The 19160-nt window shown below is 63.8% G+C and carries 18 protein-coding genes; 6 read left to right on the top strand and 12 right to left on the bottom strand.

Annotated elements, in window-relative coordinates:
* Window positions 1–41: 41 nt before the first annotated feature.
* From ABVN19_RS19905 to cbiE, 10 genes are all read right to left on the bottom strand, one after another.
* On the bottom strand, window positions 42–1415 hold the full coding sequence (locus ABVN19_RS19905; RefSeq protein WP_105642403.1) for a PepSY domain-containing protein: 1374 nt from the start codon (window positions 1413–1415) through the stop codon (window positions 42–44).
* Between the two features lie 61 nt (window positions 1416–1476).
* Entirely contained in the window at window positions 1477–3543 is a 2067-nt protein-coding gene (locus ABVN19_RS19900; protein ID WP_105642402.1) for a TonB-dependent copper receptor, read from the bottom strand.
* A gap of 79 nt (window positions 3544–3622) precedes the next feature.
* The gene (locus ABVN19_RS19895; RefSeq protein ID WP_028945732.1) at window positions 3623–4051 is read right to left on the bottom strand and encodes a DUF2946 domain-containing protein; all 429 of its coding nucleotides are present in this window, start codon (window positions 4049–4051) and stop codon (window positions 3623–3625) included.
* Window positions 4052–4070: 19 nt separating this feature from the next.
* Window positions 4071–4541: a copper chaperone PCu(A)C gene (locus ABVN19_RS19890; RefSeq protein WP_028945733.1), complete on the bottom strand. Its 471-nt coding sequence runs from the start codon at window positions 4539–4541 to the stop codon at window positions 4071–4073.
* A 47-nt stretch (window positions 4542–4588) separates the two neighbouring features.
* The gene (locus tag ABVN19_RS19885) at window positions 4589–4981 is read right to left on the bottom strand and encodes a DUF2946 domain-containing protein (RefSeq protein ID WP_105642401.1); all 393 of its coding nucleotides are present in this window, start codon (window positions 4979–4981) and stop codon (window positions 4589–4591) included.
* Between the two features lie 101 nt (window positions 4982–5082).
* Window positions 5083–5940, bottom strand: a complete 858-nt coding sequence (locus ABVN19_RS19880) for an SPFH domain-containing protein (protein ID WP_028945735.1) — start codon at window positions 5938–5940, stop codon at window positions 5083–5085.
* A gap of 20 nt (window positions 5941–5960) precedes the next feature.
* Window positions 5961–6395 (bottom strand): NfeD family protein, encoded by a 435-nt coding sequence (locus ABVN19_RS19875; RefSeq protein ID WP_028945736.1) that lies wholly within the window; start codon window positions 6393–6395, stop codon window positions 5961–5963.
* 162 nt (window positions 6396–6557) lie between these two features.
* Window positions 6558–7304, bottom strand: a complete 747-nt coding sequence (locus ABVN19_RS19870; RefSeq protein WP_028945737.1) for a cobalt-precorrin-6A reductase — start codon at window positions 7302–7304, stop codon at window positions 6558–6560.
* On the bottom strand, window positions 7301–8398 hold the full coding sequence (locus ABVN19_RS19865; protein WP_105642400.1) for a cobalt-precorrin-5B (C(1))-methyltransferase: 1098 nt from the start codon (window positions 8396–8398) through the stop codon (window positions 7301–7303). The genes ABVN19_RS19870 and ABVN19_RS19865 overlap by 4 nt, the downstream gene beginning before the upstream one ends.
* On the bottom strand, window positions 8391–9602 hold the full coding sequence (gene cbiE / locus ABVN19_RS19860) for a precorrin-6y C5,15-methyltransferase (decarboxylating) subunit CbiE (protein ID WP_105642399.1): 1212 nt from the start codon (window positions 9600–9602) through the stop codon (window positions 8391–8393). Before cbiE ends, ABVN19_RS19865 begins: the two co-directional genes overlap by 8 nt.
* 116 nt (window positions 9603–9718) lie before the next feature.
* Between cbiE and cobG the strand changes: the two genes are divergently transcribed.
* The 6 genes from cobG (at window position 9719) to ABVN19_RS19830 (ending at window position 15605) form a co-directional block, all read left to right on the top strand.
* The gene (gene cobG, locus ABVN19_RS19855) at window positions 9719–11053 is read left to right on the top strand and encodes a precorrin-3B synthase (protein ID WP_084168031.1); all 1335 of its coding nucleotides are present in this window, start codon (window positions 9719–9721) and stop codon (window positions 11051–11053) included.
* Window positions 11046–11672: a precorrin-8X methylmutase gene (locus ABVN19_RS19850; RefSeq protein WP_028945741.1), complete on the top strand. Its 627-nt coding sequence runs from the start codon at window positions 11046–11048 to the stop codon at window positions 11670–11672. The genes cobG and ABVN19_RS19850 overlap by 8 nt, the downstream gene beginning before the upstream one ends.
* Window positions 11672–12403: a precorrin-2 C(20)-methyltransferase gene (locus tag ABVN19_RS19845; RefSeq protein WP_028945742.1), complete on the top strand. Its 732-nt coding sequence runs from the start codon at window positions 11672–11674 to the stop codon at window positions 12401–12403. The genes ABVN19_RS19850 and ABVN19_RS19845 overlap by 1 nt, the downstream gene beginning before the upstream one ends.
* Window positions 12403–14103: a precorrin-3B C(17)-methyltransferase gene (gene cobJ / locus ABVN19_RS19840; protein WP_028945743.1), complete on the top strand. Its 1701-nt coding sequence runs from the start codon at window positions 12403–12405 to the stop codon at window positions 14101–14103. The genes ABVN19_RS19845 and cobJ overlap by 1 nt, the downstream gene beginning before the upstream one ends.
* 103 nt (window positions 14104–14206) lie before the next feature.
* Window positions 14207–14896 carry a hypothetical protein gene (locus tag ABVN19_RS19835; protein ID WP_028945744.1) on the top strand — a complete coding sequence of 230 codons (690 nt, stop codon included), beginning with the start codon at window positions 14207–14209 and terminating at the stop codon, window positions 14894–14896.
* Window positions 14897–14981: 85 nt separating this feature from the next.
* The gene (locus ABVN19_RS19830) at window positions 14982–15605 is read left to right on the top strand and encodes a hypothetical protein (protein ID WP_028945745.1); all 624 of its coding nucleotides are present in this window, start codon (window positions 14982–14984) and stop codon (window positions 15603–15605) included.
* Here ABVN19_RS19830 and ABVN19_RS19825 read toward each other — a convergent pair.
* Together ABVN19_RS19825 and ABVN19_RS19820 are read right to left on the bottom strand one after the other, a co-directional pair.
* Window positions 15602–16198, bottom strand: coding sequence for a MarC family protein (locus ABVN19_RS19825; protein ID WP_028945746.1), 597 nt, complete (start codon window positions 16196–16198; stop codon window positions 15602–15604). The two genes, ABVN19_RS19830 and ABVN19_RS19825, sit on opposite strands and share 4 nt — an antisense overlap.
* 57 nt (window positions 16199–16255) lie before the next feature.
* Entirely contained in the window at window positions 16256–19027 is a 2772-nt protein-coding gene (locus ABVN19_RS19820; RefSeq protein ID WP_105642396.1) for a hybrid sensor histidine kinase/response regulator, read from the bottom strand.
* Between the last annotated feature and the right edge of the window lie 133 nt (window positions 19028–19160).

Raw genomic sequence — 19160 nt, 5'->3', positions numbered from 1 at the left:
AGGGCCCCGGCAATCAGGGGCTCTTGCGCCTGCGGTAGCGGCTACAGCCCCACTTGTGTCTTGGGTTTGACGCGTGCCATGCCCACCCGGTCCGCCAGCCATACCAGCAGCATCGAGGTACCCACCAGCGGGAAGACGACGCCCAAGATCAGCATGATCACCGTCGCGGCTTTCCAGCGTGGCAGGTCGTGACGCAACGGCGGTACGCCCAGGCCGCCCTCGGGCCGGCGCTTCCACCACATCACCAGGCCACTCACCGAACCGAGCAGGATCATCAGGCACACTAGCAAAATGATCAGCTGGTTCAACGGGCCGAACATCTTGCCTTCATGCAGCATCACGCCCAGTTCGGTGGCGCGGGCGACGATGTTGTAGTCCTGCCAGCGCACATCCACCAGGACCTTGCCAGTGTACTGGTCGACATGCAGGGTGGCATCGTTGCGCGGGTCGTCGGCAAACACGGCGATGGTGTACACGCCTTCGGCGCTGGTTGGCAGGGTAATGCTGTAGCCAGGGGCGACCTTGCGGGTGCTGGCCAGCTCCTGGACCTGCTGCAGGCTGGTCTGCGCTGCAGCCGGTGCGCTCGACGCCATGCTGTGGCCGGCGTGTTCGGCGTGGGCACCCGACTGTGGCATCGGCGTATTTTCCATGGCCCAGGGCACGGTCTGGCGGGTGGCCGTGTTGAGCTCGCGGGCCTGTTGATCGGAGGTGGGCACGTCGTTCCACATGGCTGCCGGGAAACGGTTCCACACATCGGCGTACTGCTTGCCCCAGAACCCGGTCCAGGTCATACCGCTGAGCAGCATCAACAGCAGCAGGGCCGAACCCCAGAACCCGGTGACGGCATGCAGGTCGCGCCACAGCAGACGCCCACGGGCATTCAGGCGCGGCCAGAGTACGCCGCCCGTGCGCTGGCCACGTGGCCACCAGAGGTACAGGCCCGACACGACCAGCACCACGCCCCAGCCTGCCGCCAGTTCAACCAGACGGTCGCCGAGTGTGCCGACCATCAACTCGCCATGCAGGGCCCGGGCGACGGCCTGCAGGTTGTTTTTCGCGTCCTGCTCGCCCAACACGTTGCCGTTGTAGGGGTTGATGAATACGTTGAGCTCGCGGCCGGCGTCCTGTACCACGAACTGGGCGCTGCGGTCGCTGGCAGCGGCGGGCAGGTATTGGCTGACCTGGCCCTTGGGATACGCCTGATGAACCTGCTGCAGGAGGCTGTCGGCGGTCTGAGTGTGATGGCCGGCTTCGACCACCATCAACTGGCGATAGAGCAAAGGATCGAGCTGGGGCTTGAACAGGTAGATGATCCCGGTGATTGCCAGCAGGATCATGAAGGGCGCAACGAACAGCCCGGCATAGAAGTGCCAGCGCCAGGCCAGGTTGTAGAAAGAAGGGGTCGGTTTGCTCATGGAGCGCTCCCGTATAGTGCCTGGGGTGAGGCGCGATCGAGGATCGCGCCCTGGTCGGGGATCAGAAACTAAGGTCGACCTTGGTCCAGAGCGTCCGCCCCGGCTCGTTGATCGCCTGCGGGTCACTGGCGGGGTAGCCGAAGCCTGCGTTACCCGCCAGGTTCAGGTGTTCGGCATAGGCCTTGTCGAACAGGTTGTCGACCCCCGCACTGAGCTTCAGGTGCTTGCTGAGCTTGTAGCTGCCGTTCAACGAGAACACCCCGAAGCCCGCACTCTTTTCATAGTCCTTGCCCACCACATTGCCGTAGTCCTCGGCAATGCGGTTCTGTGCCGCCACCACCCGCCACAGGGCACCGGCACTCCAGTCGTCGCGGCTGTAGGTAAGGCCCAGACGGCTCTCGAGGGGAGGCATCTGTGGAAGCGCCTTGCCATCACTGCTGTTCTTGCCCCAAGCGTAGGCCAGGGTAGCGTCGGCTTTCCAGTTGGAGGTCAACTTATAGGTCGCACCCAACTCGCCGCCCATGATCCGCGCATCGATGTTTTCGGCGCGGGAACTGGCCATGCCCATCATCCCCGAGCGGTAGTCGAACAGGATGTAGTCGCGGATCTGCCCGACATAGCCCGAGGCCCAGGCCTGCAGGTCTTCGGTCTGGTACTGGATGCCGACGTCGAGCTGGGTGGTTTTCTCCGGCTTGATGCTGTCGAAAGCATTGACCGAACCTGCGGGGCCCGACTTGGGCGAAAACAGCTCCCAATAGTCGGGGAAGCGCTGGGCATGGCCCAGGCCGACATAGGTGGTGGCAGGCAGGTCGAGCAGGTCGTGCTCGTAGCGGACAAAGCCGCTGGGCAGGGTGTCGGCACGGGTATCGCCGTTGGTAGCGCTGGTGGCGCGGTAGTCCTTGGCCGAGGCACGGTCCAGGCGGGCGCCGGTGATTACCCGGTCCTGGTCGGCGGCGAACCAGGTCAGCTCGCCAAAGGCACCGTAGTTGTGGAAGTCGGCGTCCTTGGTCCACGGCATGCCCTTGTGTGCATCGATACCCATGCCGCCACGCTGGCGGTGCTCGTTGGTCTGCGCGTCGACGCCAGCGATCAGTTGCAGGTCGCTCCAGCGCCAGGTGCCCTTGAGCCGGCCACCCAGGGTACGCCGGTCGACGTTGCTGACCAATGGCATGCCCATCATCCCCGACCCCGAGGGCGTACGCAGGCTGTAATTGTCCATCACGTGGTCGGCGTAGTTGTAGTAGACCTGGGCTTCGAGCTTGTCGAACACATCGCCGATGTCGGACTTCTCGAACCGCAGGCCCAGGCTCTCGCGCTTGAACTGTGAACCGTCCATGCCGCGCCCGGCATAACGGGCTTCGCCATCACCCTTGCCGGCAGTGAGCTCCACCAGGGTGTCGGCATCCGGGGTCCAGCCCAGGGCCACATCACCGTTCCATTTGTCCCAGCCTGACGGCACGGTATCGCCATTGCCGTCTTCGTAGTCGTCGGAGTGCGACTGATTGCCCACAAAGCGCACGTAGCCCAGGCGGTTGCCGGCGGCGCTGTCCAGGACCTTGTCGAAGCGGCCGTTGGAACCGGCCAGCAGGCTGGCGTTTACGCGGCTGCCCAGTTCGCCGAATTTCTCTGGCTCGCGGTCGAAGAGGATGGTGCCTGCCGAGGCGCCCGGGCCCCAGACTACGCTTTGCGGACCTTTGATCACCGTCAGGCGGTCGTAGGTCTCGGGCGAGATGTACGACGTGGGGGCGTCCATGCGATTGGGACAGGCACCGAGCATCACGCCGCCGTTGGTGAGGATGTTCAGGCGCGAGCCGAACATGCCGCGCAGCACCGGGTCGCCATTGGTGCCGCCGGCGCGGATGGCCGAGAAGCCGGGGATGGTCTTGAGGTAGTCGGCACCGTCGCTGGCCGGCACCGGTTGGCGCGGGTCCTTGGGATTGGTGACGATGGTCAGTGGCGAGCTTGGGGCGACGGCGGTGATCACCGTCGGGCTCAGTTCGTTGTGCGCATGGGCATGCTCATCGCCCTGGGGCGTCGCGGCCAGGGCCAACGGAGCGAGCAGGGTGCCGCAGATCACGGCGATGGTGCCTTGCAGGGACAGATTAAAAGCAGCAGTGCAGCTGGACATAATGATTCCAACATCGATCAGTCATGGGGGCGCGCACGGTCAACGGCCAAGTGCCGGACCTGTGAGCGCAACAGTGGCTTCAGACGACGATGAAGGCAGGTGGCGCGCGGCTGCGGGCGCCGGGGAACACGGTTTGCCGGGCATGCCCCTGACGTGGCTGGACGACCAGGGTGCTGCTGGCGGGTGTGGCTTCGGTGTTGAGCAGGCTCAGGGCCTGGGGCAGGGCGGGGCAATGGAAGAACAGGCTGCAGTAGCCGCACTTCTCCCAGATCACATGCAGCGAAGCGTCGCTGCCAGGGTGATCGCCGGCGTGGCAATCGGCAGCGCTGTCCATGGGCATGCTCATGTTCATGCCTTGCGGCATGGCACGGTGATCCATCGGCATCGACTGGGAAACCAGTGGGCCGATAAAGATCATCAACATGGCGAACAGGCTCAGCCAGCTGCCACGCGCCCTCTTGGTGTCAGGGCGGGCGGTGCGGGCGAAGCGGCTGCGGGCGAAGCTCATGGCGAGCAGCGTTCAGCGATCAATGCGTGTGGGCGGTGCCTTCCGGGGGTTGCTTCTGCACGGCGACTTCGACGGTGACATCACCTGCGTTCTTGAAATGCAGGGTCAGCGGGAAGCGCTTGCCGTCACTCAACAGGCTGCGATCCTTGGGCTGCATCAGCATCACGTGATAGGCGCCGGGAGCAAACACCAGGTCCTTGCCGGCGGGTACCTCGACATTCTGCACTTGCTGCATTTTCATCAGCCCGTCCTTGTGCACATGTTCGTGCAACTGGGCGTCGTCGCTGATCGGGCTATCGACACCCAGCAGCGTGTCGGCGGTTGCGCCGTTGTTGTGGACGACGAAATAGGCCGCGACGTTGGGGGCGTTGGGCGGCAGCTCCTGCGACCACGGGTGGGCGATATGCAGGTCGCCCTTGGTGTATTCGTGGGCGTTGGCAAAGGTCGCCGGCAGCATCAGCGCAGCCAGCAGCAGGGCGTTCTTGAACATGGTGATTCTCCAGTCGATTCAGGTTCGCAGCAGGTAGCGTAGTGAAATCAGACCAGAGGGGAGGCGCGGGGATTGAGCGATGGCCAGAGTTGGCGCGGGGTGGGCTGGAATGTTGCGAGCAGCGGTTCGCGGGCAACGGGCACCGCCAGCGGATGGTTCAGTTGCAGTGCGTGCCCCGGTAGCGCCAGCAGCGGCGCCGCGCCGGAACAGCACCAGCAATGTTGCATGCTGGCCTTGGCATCGCCTTGCTCGCCAAGGTCGAGCTTGCCCAGGGCCATGACTTCAGGCGTGAGCTTGCTGCCGACACTCGAACAGAAAGCCCCCCACAGCAGTTGTTCGGCCGGGCCCCTTGGGGCGGCGGACGCCAACGGCATGGCCAGCAGATTGAACAGCACTGCAAAGCAGGCAATCCAGGCAATGGCGGGCCGATGTGCGGGCATGGAGGGATCCGGTCAGGAATCAAGTGGTGGCTATTGTAACGCCCAGTATAGGAAAAATTGCCGGGGGTGCGGTGAAGTGCCGCACTCCCGGCAGCCAGTGCTCAGACGGGCTTGTTGCGGCCCATCAGGCCACGCACGGTTTCCTGCAGGTCGGCAGGCAGTACAACGACCTTGGCGTTGTTGCTGCGGGCCAGGTTTTCCATGGCGCCGATATAGCGCTCACCCAACAGGTACATGGCCGGGGTGATCTCGGTGCCCACCGCGTCCCTGACCAGGGTGATCGAACGGGCCGAGGCCTCGGCGAGGTTGATCTGCGCTTCGGCGTCGAGCTTTGCCGCCTGCTGGCGGGCTTCGGCTTCGAGGATCGCGGCCTGCTTGGCGCCCTCGGCGCGGGTGACGTCGGCTTTACGTTCACGCTCGGCGGCGGCCTGGCGTTCCATGGCGGCCTGCATGTTTTCCGAGGGCTTGATGTCCTGGATTTCAACCGAGCGTACGGTCACGCCCCAGTCTTCGGTCTGCTCGGACATGGCCTCGCGCAGGCGGGCCTTTATCTGTTCGCGGCTGGACAGTGCTTCGTCCAGGTCCATGGCACCGACGATGGCGCGCAGGGAAGTCATGGTCAGGCTGGTCACGGCAAAAGAGAAATCCTGCACGCCGTAGGCCGCTTTCTGCGGGTCGACAACCTTGGCGAAGCACAGGGCATTGGCGACGATCACCGCGTTGTCACGGGTGATGATTTCCTGCTGCTGCACGTCGAGGATGATGTCTTTGGTCGGCAGACGGTAGGCAACCACGTCGACGTAAGGGATGACGATGTTCAGGCCAGGCTTGAGGGTGCTGTGGTAGCGGCCCAGACGCTCGACGATCCACTCCTCGCCCTGAGGCACGATGCGTACCCCCTTGAACAGGGTGACGAACAGGAACGCGGCGAGCGTGGCGACGACGATGAGGCTGGTCATGGTTCAAGGTTTCCTTTTGATCAGGCCCGGGTAACACGGGCGGTATTGCCTTCGATGGCGGTGATGCGTACGCGCTCGCCGGGAAGAATCTCGGTATCGGCGACGCAGATCCACTCCTCATTGCCGAGGATCGGCTTCTGGAAGCGCACACGACCCTTGTGGAACTCGGAGACCGTGGCAGTGAGCAGGCCGACTTCGCCAATCACGCTGGCGGCCGTCCAGCGGTTATCCGGTTTTTTGCGGAACACCTTGAACCACAGGGCGGTGGTAATGGATGAGAAGATCACCCAGAGCAGGACCTGCATGTCGAGTTGCAGGCTGGGTGCGAGGTAAGCGATGAGCGACACCAGCACGGCGCCAATGCCGAACCAGAGGATGAAGAACGTCGGCAGCATGAGTTCGAGCACGACCAGCGCGAAGCCGAACACCAGCCAGATCCACCATTGCATTTCCATATGGGCGAATTCTTTTGCGGGAGAAAGGGTGCAGTGTAGGGCAGAGAGATGGCGATGGGCTATTGGGGAAGATCTGTGAAAGTTGTAAGGACTATCCCTCAGGAAAACTTGGACGCGGTGAAAGCCGCGTCCAAGCTTAAATGTGTAAACCATGTCTGCGGTTTACTGTGTAAAGGATGTCTCCGGTTCTACCCCCGCGATCAACGCCGCCAATAATTGTCCAGGACTGAAGAACTGTCTGTCGACTTCCGGCAAAACCGGCCGCTTCAGAATCAGCACCGGCACGCCTCGTTCACGGGCAACCTCCAGCTTGGGCTCCGTAGCCCCACTGCCACTGTTCTTGCTGATCAGCACATCGATCTGCCTGCGCTCGAACAGCTCGCGCTCGCCCTCCAGGTAGAACGGCCCGCGCGCACCGATTACTTCGCATCGCTCATTGCCACGGCAGGCTTCCAGGGCGCGCAAGGTCCAGAACTGTTCGGGCGGGATTTCATCCAGGTGCTGCAATGGCTCGCGGCCCAGCGTAAACAGCGGTCGCTTGAACGGCTTCAGGGCCTGGATCAGCGCTGCCCAGTCCGCCACTTCGCGCCAATCATCACCCGGCTGTGGCTGCCAGGCAGGACGGCGCAGGGCCCAGCAGGGAATCGCGGCCAGCTGAGCAGCCTGGGCGGCATTGCGGCTGATCTGCGCCGCGTAGGGGTGGGTGGCGTCGATCAACAGGTCGATGGACTCGCTGCGCAGGTAAGCCGCCAGACCCTCGGCACCGCCAAAGCCACCGACTCGCACCTGGCAGTTCAGGTCGCTCGGCACCCGGCCGATACCAGCCAGGCTATAGACGTGTTCAGGGCCCAGAGTGCGGGCAATGGCCAGGGCCTCGGTGACGCCGCCCAGCAGCAGGATATGTTTCATGCAAACGCTCCCGCATGGCCGACGATGCCGCCTTGCCGGTCGATGGCAAACACCTCCACCTGTACCTGCGCCGGCACCACGCTACGGGCAAAGGCCAGGGCGTGGGCGCACACGGCATCACCCAGGGCAATGCCGGCGGCACTGGCCAGGGCCAGGGCTTGCTGGCTGGTGTTGGCCTGGCGGATGGCGTCTTGCAGGTCGCTGTCGGCGCCGATGGCCGCAGCCCATTCAGCCAGTTGCGGCAGGTCGATGCTGGAGTGACGGCTATGCAGGTCCATATGCCCGGCGGCCAGCTTGCTGATTTTGCCAAAGCCGCCACACAGGCTGAGCTTATCCACAGGCACCTTGCGCAGGTGCTTGAGCACGGCGCCGACAAAGTCGCCCATTTCGATCAGGGCGATTTCCGGCAGGTTGTACACCCGGCGCATGGTGTCTTCGCTAGCGTTGCCGGTACAGGCGGCGATGTGTAGGTAGCCATTGGTCCTGGCAACGTCGATGCCCTGGTGGATGGACGCAATGTAGGCCGAACAGGAGAAGGGCCGGACGATACCGCTGGTGCCGAGGATCGACAGGCCGCCGAGGATACCCAGGCGCGGGTTCATGGTTTTCAGCGCCAGGTTCTCGCCGTCCTCCACGTTCACCGTGACTTCGAAGCCGCCACCGTAGCCGCACTCCGCGGCCAGCTGTTGCAGGTGTTCGGTCATCATTCGCCGCGGCACCGGATTGATCGCCGGTTCGCCCACCTGCAGTACCAGGCCGGGACGGGTCACGGTGCCGACACCATTGCCCGCCACAAAGCGCACACCGGGCTCGGCTTGCAGGCGTACGCGGCTATAGAGCAGGGCGCCGTGGGTGACGTCCGGGTCGTCGCCGGCATCCTTGAGGGTACCGGCCTCGGCCCCATCGTCATGCATGCGGCAGAACTCCAGGCGCATCTGCACCTGCTTGCCCTTGGGCAGGGTGATCTGCACCGCGTCGTCGTGCATGCCCGTCAGCAGCAGTCGCGCCGCCGCAAGGCTGGTGGCGGTGGCGCAGCTGCCGGTGGTCAGGCCGCTGCGCAGAGGGGCGGGTTGTTCCTGGGTCTCGTCACGCATCGAGGGGCTTGACCGCTTCTAGCAAGGTGATCGGCAGGGCCTGGCGCCAGGTGTCGAATTCACCCAGGGGTTGGGCCTGGGCAATGTGGATGCGGGTCAGCTCGCCGCCATGCTGCTCGCGCCAGTTGACCAGCGCCAGCTCGCTTTGCAGGGTCACGGCATTGGCCACCAGCCGCCCGCCAGGGCGCAGTTGTGCCCAGCAGTGTTGCAGCACGCCTTCGCGGGTCACGCCGCCGCCGATGAAGACGGCATCCGGTTGCTCCAGCCCTTCGAGCGCCTGCGGGGCACGGCCGCGAATCAGTTGCAGGCCGGGCACGCCCAAGGCGTCGCGGTTGTGTTCGATCAACTGCTGGCGGCCGTTATCGGACTCGATGGCCAGCGCCCGGCAACTGGGGTGGGCGCGCATCCACTCGATGCCGATCGAGCCGCTGCCGGCGCCGACATCCCACAGCAGTTCGCCCGGCTGGGGGGCCAGGCGGGCGAGGGTGATGGCACGCACGTCGCGCTTGGTGATCTGGCCATCGTGCCGGAAGGCGTTGTCTGGCAGGCCGGCCAAGGGCGACAGGCGCAGCGCATCGGGCGCGGCACGGCACTCGATGGCGACCAGGTTCAAGGCGGCAATGTCGTGGTGTTGCCACTGCTGGGCGGTTCCTTCAAGACTGCGTTCGGCGCTGCCACCCAGGTGCTCGAAGACGCGCATGCGGCTCGGCCCGAAACCACGTTCGCACAGCAGTGCGGCGATGGCGGCAGGACTACTGCCGTCGTTGCTCAGCACCAGCAGGCGCACGCCGCTGTACAGATGGGCATTGAGGGCGCCGAGCGGGCGGGCCACCGCCGACAGCGTCGTCACCTCCTGCAGGGGCCAGCCCAGGCGGGCGGCGGCAAGGGCACAGGAGGACGGCATCGGCAGCACGTTCATTTCATCGGCATCGAGCTGGCGGGCAAGGCTGGCTCCCACGCCATAGAACATCGGGTCACCGCTGGCCAGTACGCACACCGGTTCGCCGCGCAGGGCCAGCAGTGGCGCCAATGAGAAGGGGCTGGGCCACAGCAGGCGCTCGCCACTGATGCAGTGAGGCAGCAGATCCAGCTGGCGCTGGCCGCCAAACACTTTCACTGCACCCAACAGCACGCGCCGGGCGTTCTTGCCCAGGCCACTGAAACCGTCTTCACCGATGCCTACTACTGTCAGCCAGGGCGACATGCATTTTCCTCAATACCAGCAATCCGACCGGCAGGCTTTTCATGCCTTCGGACAAAGCAGGCATAATACCGCGCCTTCTACACTGAAGTGCCTTTTCACGATTGTCGGGTGACCCTTTGAACGAGCCTTTCCCGGCCCGCCAGCCCCATGTTGCGCTCCGCCCCTCGGCTTGCCCGGGGTTGTTGCGTATCGTCCAGGCACTGGACGGCGGCATCTGCCGGATCAAGCTGGCCGGCGGCGCGCTGACAGCCGATCAGGCCGATGCGGTGGCCACGGCAGCCGAGCGCTACGCCAGCGGCGTCATCGAAGCAACCAACCGCGGCAACTTGCAGATTCGCGGCATCAAGGCTGATCGGGCCGGGATGATCGAGCTGCTGTTGGCAGCGGGCCTGGGCCCGCGCGATGCCGCTGGTGACGATGTACGCAACCTGATGCTCAGCCCCGGCGCCGGGCTGGACCGGCACATGCTGTTGGATGCCCGGCCGTTGGCTGACCGGGTGCTGCAGGCGCTGGAAACGACACCGCGCTTTCATCAGCTGTCGGCCAAGTTCGCCTTGCAACTGGACGCCGGGGAAGCCCTGGCGATGCTCGAGCATCCCCATGACTTGTGGCTGTCGGCCCTGATGCTGGATGACGAACCCTGGTTCGCGTTCGGCCTGGCAGGCAGCCCTGGCCTGGGTTCGCCGCTCGGTGCAGTGCCGGCGGCACAAGGGTTCGACTTGGTGATTGCAGTACTCAATCGCTTTCTTGACCTGGCCGGGCCTGACCAGTCACGCATGCGCCATCTGCTTGGCGACGTCGGTCCGCAGGCTTTCATTGACGGGCTGGGCCTGCCGGTGCGCCGTGATGCTGCGGTACTGCAATGGTGTCGTCCGCTGACCCCGTGCAGCCACCTGGGCATTTATCCACAGCGCCAGAGCGGCCTCGGTGCGTTCGGTGCTGCGCCGCCCCTCGGTCGGTTGACCTCGACAATGCTGCGTGGCGTGGCCCAGCTGGCCAGGGAACAGGGCGATGGCAACTTGCGCATGACCCCCTGGCAAAGCCTGTTGTTGCCCAACATTGCACAGCCGCAGCTGACAAGCGTGGCTGCCAGCTGCGCCCGGCTGGGCTTGCTGTGTTCCGCTGCCGAGCCGCTGGCGCGCATGGCCGCCTGTACCGGTTCGGCGGGTTGCGCCAAGGGCCTGGCCGACACCAAGGGCGATGCCGTTCACCTGGCCACCTTGCTGGCCTCGGGCGCCTCGGCCAGTGTTCACCTGAGCGGTTGTTCCCGTTCCTGCGCCGTGGCCCACGTTGCCCCGGCGACTCTGCTGGCCCGAGCCCCGGGCCGTTATGACCTTTATTTGCGCGACGCGCGCCAGGCGGGTTTCGGTGCCCTGCGCGCGTGCGACCTCACACTAGAAGAAGCGGGCGCACTGCTCGATGTCCGCTCACGGAGCACCCTTGATGATTGATTACATCCGCGATGGTCAGGAGATCTATCGCAATTCCTTCGCGATCATTCGTGAGGAAGCGCGGCTCGATCGTATTCCTGCCGACCTTGAGAAACTCGCGGTTCGGGTGATTCATGCCTGCGGCATGGTCGATGCCATCGACGGCCTGCAGTTCTCGGAAGGCGCAGGCACGGCCGGTCGCCAGGCACTGGCCAACGGCGCGCCGATCCTCTGCGATGCACGCATGGTGGCCGAAGGCATCACCCGTGCTCGCCTGCCTGCCAATAACCAGGTGATCTGCACCCTGCGCGACGAGCAGGTGCCGGAGCTGGCCCGTGAACTGGGCAACACCCGCTCGGCGGTGGCGCTGGAGCTGTGGCGCCCGTACCTGGAGGGCAGCGTGGTGGTCATCGGTAATGCGCCAACGGCGTTGTTCTACCTGCTGGAGATGATCGATGCTGGCGCACCCAAGCCTGCGTTGATCCTCGGCTTCCCGGTGGGCTTTGTGGGTGCGGCCGAATCCAAGGCGATGCTCGCGGCCGATAGCCGCGGCGTGCCGTTCGTGATCATGCAGGGTCGTCTGGGCGGCAGCGCCATGGCGGCCGCTGCGGTCAATGCCCTGGCCACGGAGGTCGAATGATGCAGGCTCGTGGACGTTTGCTTGGCCTGGGCGTCGGCCCTGGCGATCCGGAACTGATCACGGTCAAGGCCTTGCGCCTGCTGCGTGAGTCGCCGGTGGTTGCCTATTTCGTGGCCAAGGGTAAGCGCGGCAATGCCTTCGGTATCATCGAAGGCCACCTGCAGGAGGCGCAGACTTTGCTGCCGCTGGTGTATCCGGTGACTACCGAAGCGTTGCCGGCACCGCTCTCCTATGAACAAGTGATCAGCGACTTCTACGACGAGGCCAGCCTCGAGGTCGCCGCGCACCTGGATGCCGGTCGCGATGTCGCGGTGATCTGCGAAGGTGACCCGTTCTTCTATGGCTCCTACATGTACCTGCATGATCGCCTGGCCGAGCGTTACGAGGCCCTGGTGATTCCGGGTGTCTGCTCGATGCTCGGCGGCGCCTCGGTACTGGGCGCGCCACTGGTCTATCGCAACCAGAGCCTGTCGGTACTCTCGGGCGTGTTGCCCGCTGATGAACTCAAGCGGCGCCTGGCCGATGCCGATGCGGCAGTGATCATGAAGCTTGGGCGCAACTTTCCCAAGGTGCGCCAGGTGCTGGGCGAACTGGGGCTTGCCGAGCGTGCGCTGTATGTCGAGCGCGCGACCATGGCCAACCAGAAGATCGTCGCCCTGGATGATGTCGATCCGCAGTCCTCGCCGTACTTCTCGCTGATCATCGTTCCCGGTGAAAGGTGGCAAGGTTGATGACCCGTAAAGCACCGGCCATTGTCATCCTTGGCAAAGGCAGCCTGGCCACTGCCCGCAAGATCCAGCAGCTGTATCCCGACGCGTTGGTCCATGGCCTGGCAGGTCGGGTCGAAGACGTCGACTGCAGCTACCGGGAGTTTGGCGCGACCCTGCGTCAGCTCTATCAGCAAGACACGCCGATCATTGCCCTGTGTGCGGCCGGGATCGTCATCCGCACGCTTGCCAGCGAGTTGCTGGAGAAGGGCGTCGAGCCGCCGGTGCTGGCGGTGGCCGAAGACGGCAGCGCCGTGGTGCCACTGTTGGGTGGCCTGGGCGGGGTCAATGTCATGGCGCGGGAAATTGCTGCAGGCCTTGGGGTGGCAGCGGCCATCACCACCAGCGGCGAATTGCGATTCGGCACCTGCCTGCTCAATCCACCCAGCGGCTATGCCCTGGCGGACCTGGAACTGGGCAAGCGTTTTGTCAGCGACCTGCTGGCCGGTGAAACGGTGCGCATCGACGGCGAGGCGCCCTGGCTGGCCCAGGCACAGCTGCCGCAGAGCGAGCAGGCGCAGTTGGCCATCCATGTTGGCTGTGACGCACGCGCGGTCTCTGACAATGAACTGGTGATCTATCCGCGTTGTGTCATGGTGGCGATCACTGCAGTTTCGGCGCAGTTGGCAACGACAGTGCGTGAGGCGCTGGCCAGCGCGCAGATCGCCGAGCCGGCCCTGGCGTGTTTGCTGGCGAGCGAATCGCTGATGGCGGACCCTGCGTTGCACGCTGCAGCGGCCGAGCTGGGCGTTGCGTTGCGGTTTGCCGTGGATGCCAAGAGCGCCAGCGCACTGGCGGCACAGGCAATGCCACAGTTGTTACCGCCGCAAGCACTCACCGAAAACCTGGCCATCGTGGTCTCCAGCCAACCGATCGATCCCGTGCAGATAGGCCGTGCCCGCGGTCGACTTGCCGTGATCGGCCTGGGGCCTGGTGCGGCCGAGTTCATGGTACCGGCCGTCAAGGCCGAGCTCGCCCGGGCAAACGATATTCTTGGCTACGAAACCTACGTGCGCATGGCCGGACCGTTCCGCGCGGACCAGGTCATGCACTGCACCGACAACCGCGAAGAGATGCAGCGCGCCCGCCATGCCTTCGAGCTGGCTGCCCAAGGGCGTTCAGTGGTGGTGGTGTCGTCTGGCGATCCTGGCGTATTCGCCATGGCCGCTGCCGTGCTTGAGGCCTTGCACGAGTCGACCAACCCGCGCTGGCATGCCGTCGACCTGCAGATGCTGCCCGGTGTTTCCGCATCGCTGGCCACCGCTGCCCAGGCCGGTGCGCCGCTGGGGCATGACTTCTGTGTGTTGTCGCTGTCGGACAACCTCAAGCCCTGGTCGATCATCGAGAAGCGCCTGGACCTCGCCTGCCAGGCGGACCTGGCGCTGGCTTTCTACAACCCGATCTCGCGTTCGCGACCCTGGCAGTTGGGGCGGGCCCTGGAAATCGTTCGCCAGCACCGTACCGCTCAAACGCCTGTCGTGCTTGGCCGCGATATTGGCAGGCCAGGGCAGACGCTCAGGGTGGTCACGCTCGGCGACTTGCATCCTGAAATGGTCGATATGCGCACGATGGTGCTGGTGGGTTCGTCCACCACCTGTCAATTTGCGCGGGCACATGCCGAGCCTTGGGTCTACACCCCTCGGTGGTACCCGGTACAGGACTGAACCTGGCGGGGAAAGCTTTCGATCCTGACTCAGGCACGCCTCTCGAATAGTGTGAAGCCCCCGTCGATGACGTGCGGGCTTTTTCACGAGAAGGATATTCGAGATGACAGCAACCCCTGAAATTATGAGCAACAATACAGCGGCTATCGTCGATCAATCGCTGATGGCGTTTGGCGCGGGCATGTCGTTGCAAAGCCGTACCGACGTAAAAAACGCCTATCACTTCGCTTCGCTGGTAGCGAGCAAACGCTTTGATCAGGAAGGGCAGGGCGAGGAGTGGTTCAAGGCGTTTCTCAAGGTCATGCACGATTGCGGCTGGGTGACTGCACGTCGTTGCTATGAACAGGTGAGTGAAGGCTCGCAGTCCCTCAAGGTCGGTGCCATCGCTGCCAAGGCGGTGAGCAGTATCGGCACTGCATTTCTAGGCGGGCCGGTGGGCGCTGCCCTGAACAAACTGGCCGAAAGTGCGCTTGAAAAGCTTGGCATGGTCAATGAAGCCCAGCAACTGCTCAAGCGCAACCTCACAAACAAGGCCAATGCCTCGGTCGGCCTGGCCTCCTGCATCGAAACCCAAAGTGGCGAAGTGGTCCTGGTCATGAGCGCGGTGCAAGTCGCCGCCGCGACTCACGACCTGGACCTGGCTGTATTCGAATGGAACAGCAGTGCCTTGACGTCCTATACAGGCTCCGCGGCGTTGTCGTTCAACAAGTCCCTGTACGACCATGTCCGCCCCACTATCGAGCTCAAGTTGGGCGAGCGGGCCATCAATAACGTACTCGACTACGACATCTGAAATTACGGGATGGCGCGTTCCTCGCGTCATCTCGTGGTTCTTGAGCACGTCATGTTGGCAGTGGATACGGCGCCAGGAGGCTCCCATGAACAAGCCACAGGCAGCAGTCATCGGCGCGGGGCTGATGTCTTTTTCGTCGGGACTGACACCGGGCCAGCAAGCATCCGTGAAACTGGCGGCCTTGATCGCTGAACGAGACACCCGTGATGCCCTGGATAACCATCTGATCCAGGATTGGTACAGCTACTACAAGCGCAAGCTGATGTTCTACGGGTGGGATGCATTACCGGCCAGTGAGGTGCATTGGCCAGGTCAGGAGAGGCCGGATATTGTTGATAGCGCCCTGCGCACGATATCGGCAACCGCTGGCAGTGAATACGCGACGACAATGGGGCTGGCAATGGCTCGGCTCAAGCTCGCCCCTGCAGCGCTGGCGCATTTCGAGCAGCGAACGAAAGACACCGGGGTTTTCCAGTTGCTGCCCTGTTTGCCTGCTCGCAACGGTTGCATCGACATGGTGCTTTACCATGAGACGTTGGCGCGAGTGGATGTCACTGCCGGCTTTTTATATCGTCAGCGGCGCCAGCTGACCGTCAAGGCTGAACTGGTACGCTTCAATACGCGCCTGTTCGATCAAAAGTTTCGTCAGCGGGTCGAGGCCAATCTGCAGGCGGTAGCCCTGCGCGAAATTCACCAGCTGGTGCTCTAGGGCACCAGATAGCCCTTGATCCCGGTAAGGATGATTTGCGCAGCCAGGGCGCAGACGAACAATCCCATCAACCGGCTGACGATCTGCAGGCCCTGGTCGCCAAGAATCCGCTCGATTCGGTGGGAGAGGTACAGCACCAGCCCGACGGTGAAGCTGGCCAGGGTGATACTGACAATGGCCAGCAACTTGTCGTCCCAATGCGGCTGGCCGACCCCCATCACCAGCAGGGCACCGATGGTGCCGGGGCCGACGGTCAGGGGAATGGTCAGGGGCACGATGGTGACGTCCTGCTGGACGTTGTCGGTCTGCACGGCCGACTTGCCCTGGGCCATGCCCAGCGCTGAGATGAACAGCACGCTGCCGGCACCGATGCGAAAGGCATCGGAGGTGATGCCGAACACGCCGAAGATGACCCGGCCAAACAGGTACAGCAGCACGCTGGAGATCAGTACGGCGATGGCCACTTTCCACGCCAGGTGCTTGCGCTCCTTGCTGGAGTAGCCGCGGGTCAGGCTGATGAAGCAGGAAAGCACGAAGAACGGGCTGTAGAGCACGAGCATTTTCAGGTAGACGCTGAATAACTCATGGAGCATGGTCGGGGCTCGCGACGGCAGGGGAACGTGAAGGAAGTGTATCAGGCGTGCGCGGGTTTACGGGGTGGACACCTGGGTGGACTCGGCCTCGCGACGGGCAACCCAGTGTTCGATCAACTCACGCAGTTGTGACAACTCGACGGGCTTGGCCATGTGGCCGTCCATGCCGGCAAGGCGCGCGCGCTCCTTGTGCTCGGCCAGGATATGCGCGGTCAGGGCGACGACCGGGGTACGCTTGCGGTGGTTGGCAACTTCCCAGATGCGCAGCTGTTGGGTGGCCGAGAAACCATCGAGCACTGGCATTTCACAGTCCATCAGTACCAGGTCGTAGTGGTGGGTCTTCATCGCCTGCAGGGCTTCTTCACCATTGCTTGCGGTATCCGGTTCCAGGCTGAGCTTGCCGAGCATGCCGCGAATGACCTTGGTCGAGATGCTGTTGTCTTCGGCTACCAGGATGCGGAAGTCGCTCGGCAGGTTCAGCGGTGTCGCCAGGCTTACCGGTGCCGGCATGACGGGCTGGCCCTTGCTGCGCTGCGCCAGCTCTTCGGCGAGGGTGGTCTTGAGGGTATAGCCGGCCACGGGCTTGGCCAGGATTCGCTTAACCCCGGCATTGCGCGCGATGACTTTGCTCGGTGCGTTGCTGATGCCGGTGAGCATGACCAGCAGAATGTCATGGTTGAGGCTTGGGTCTTCCTTGATCTTGGCCGCCAGTTGCATGCCGGTCATGCCCGGCATGTTCTGGTCGAGCAGGACCGCATCGAAATAGTCGCGCAGATGTGCCTTGGTGCGCAGCAGGGCCAGTGCCTCCTTGCCCGAAGGCACGGCACTGACGTTCATGCCCCAGGCACTGCATTGCTGTACCAGCACTTTGCGGCATGTGTCATTGTCATCCACCACCAGCACACGGGCGCCGCGCAGCGGGCCATCGAGGTCGGCCGGGGGTTGTTCCAGGCGTTGCGGGTCGAGGGGCAGGGTGAGCCACAGGGTGTTGCCCATGCCATGGCTGGTCTTGATGCCGAACTCGCCTTGCATCAGGCTGATCAGTTGCTTGGCGATCACCAGGCCCAGGTGACCGCCCAGCTTGTTGCTGGAGAGGAAGTGCTTGCTGTGCAGCTCGGCCTGCAGCAGGGCTTCGCGCTCACCCGGGGAAATGGCTTCGCCACTGTCCTGCACGGCGATGCGCAGGCGCGGCGCGCTGCCACGCTGGTCGACCGCCACCACCAGCAGTATTTCTCCCTGCTCGGTGTTTTTCAGGGCGTTTTCCAGCAGGCTCAGCAGTGCCTGGCGCAGGCGTGTGGGGTCGCCACTGATTACCCGCGGCACCTGAGGCTGGGTGAAGCTGATCAGCTCGATGTTCTGCTGCTCGGCCTTGGCGCGGAAAATACTCAGGCAGTCCTCGATCAGGGCATTGAGGTCGAACTGCACATCGTCCAGCTCGATTTGCCCGGACTCGAGCTTTGAAATGTCGAGAATCTCGTTGATCAGCGTCAGCAGTTCATTGCCGGCACTGTGGATCGTCTGAACATAGTCGCGCTGCTTGACCGACAGCGGTGTGCCGAGCAGCAATTCGGTCATGCCCAGCACGCCGTTCATGGGGGTGCGGATTTCGTGGCTGATCTTCGCCAGGAACTCGGCCTTGGCGTTGATCTCGGCATTGCTGGCCGCCAGTTCGCGGCTGGCACTGAAACGTTCCTCACTGATGCGGCGCAGGCGCTCGCTGACGGCAAGGTTGAGCAGCAGGCCGCTGAAGCTGGCCATGCCCAGCAGAATGAACAGCAGCCATTGGGTTGGCGTGCGAGTCAGCCCGAGCAGGGCGGGCAGCACCACCAGGCAACCGATATTGAACGCCAGCATCGACAAGGCAAACAGACGCGCCGGTTCATAGCCCTTGTACCAGTGGTAGCTGGCCGTCAGCAGCATGGTGAGGCTACCAACGGCGAACAGGACGTAGGTCATCAGGTTGAGCGGCAAGGTATCGACGAACAGCAGCAGCAAGCCGCTGAGCCCGACCACGATCATTTCTACCTGTAGCACGCGCGCCAGGCGTGGCTGGCCGCAGGGGCGGAAAAACCGCAGGGTGAAGGTCAGGCCGGCAAGGCTGGCGAGCAAGGCGGTCAGGTAGGCGGCAGGCGTCTGTGCCGAATGCCACATGCTCCACCATGGGCCGCTGAGATTGAGCAGGATCAGCGCACTGAGCAGCATCAGCCCGTGATAGGCCGCCAGGCTCAGGCTGGTGGAGGAACGCGAATAAGCGAAGCGGATCAGGTTGTGCAGCATCAGCATCAGCAGGCAGCCGAACAGCAGGCCGAACAACAATGCCTGGCGCTGGTCGGCGGCTACGTTGACGGCCGGCTCGAGGCTGATGGCCGGGCGTAGTTGATGCTCGGAGACCAGCCGCAGGTAGATATCCAGGGTGTGGGCACTGTTGGGCAGGGCCAGGATGTGATCACTGCTGCGCACGCTGGGAAAGCCGTTTTCCGAGGGGCGGCCGTTGTGCATCTGTTTGACCAACTGGTCGCCATCGAGGGCGTACAGGTCAAGACGGGAGAGGTCGGGCGCGAAGATCCGCAGCAGTTGTTCGTGCTGCCCGGGTTCCAGGCGGTAATGCAACCACAGCGCCTGGTCTGGCGTTGCGGCATTGAGTTGGTCCAGTTCGAGGGGGCTGAACTGGTTGCGGTAGCGTTCGGAACGTACGTCGCTAAGCTGCAGGCTGGCTTGTTCGTCGAGCAAAACTGCCCACCCACTGCCGTGGTCCGCCGAAACCGGGAACAGGCAGAGCAGGGTCAGCAGGCTGACGGTGAGGCCTATGGCGATCCTGAGCCAACGCACGACGAGATCCCTTCTTAGCAAAAGTGCCGAATGTTAACTATGCGCGGCGCGCCAAGGCGAAGGCAAGGCCCAGACGGGCCCTGTCGACGAGCCGGAGGCAGCGCGCCGATGGCGTCGCTGCTTGCGGGCGCTT

Source organism: Pseudomonas vranovensis (assembly GCF_040438935.1).
GTDB classification, from domain to species: Bacteria; Pseudomonadota; Gammaproteobacteria; order Pseudomonadales; family Pseudomonadaceae; genus Aquipseudomonas; species Aquipseudomonas vranovensis.
This window is presented reverse-complemented; position numbering and strand designations above follow the sequence as displayed.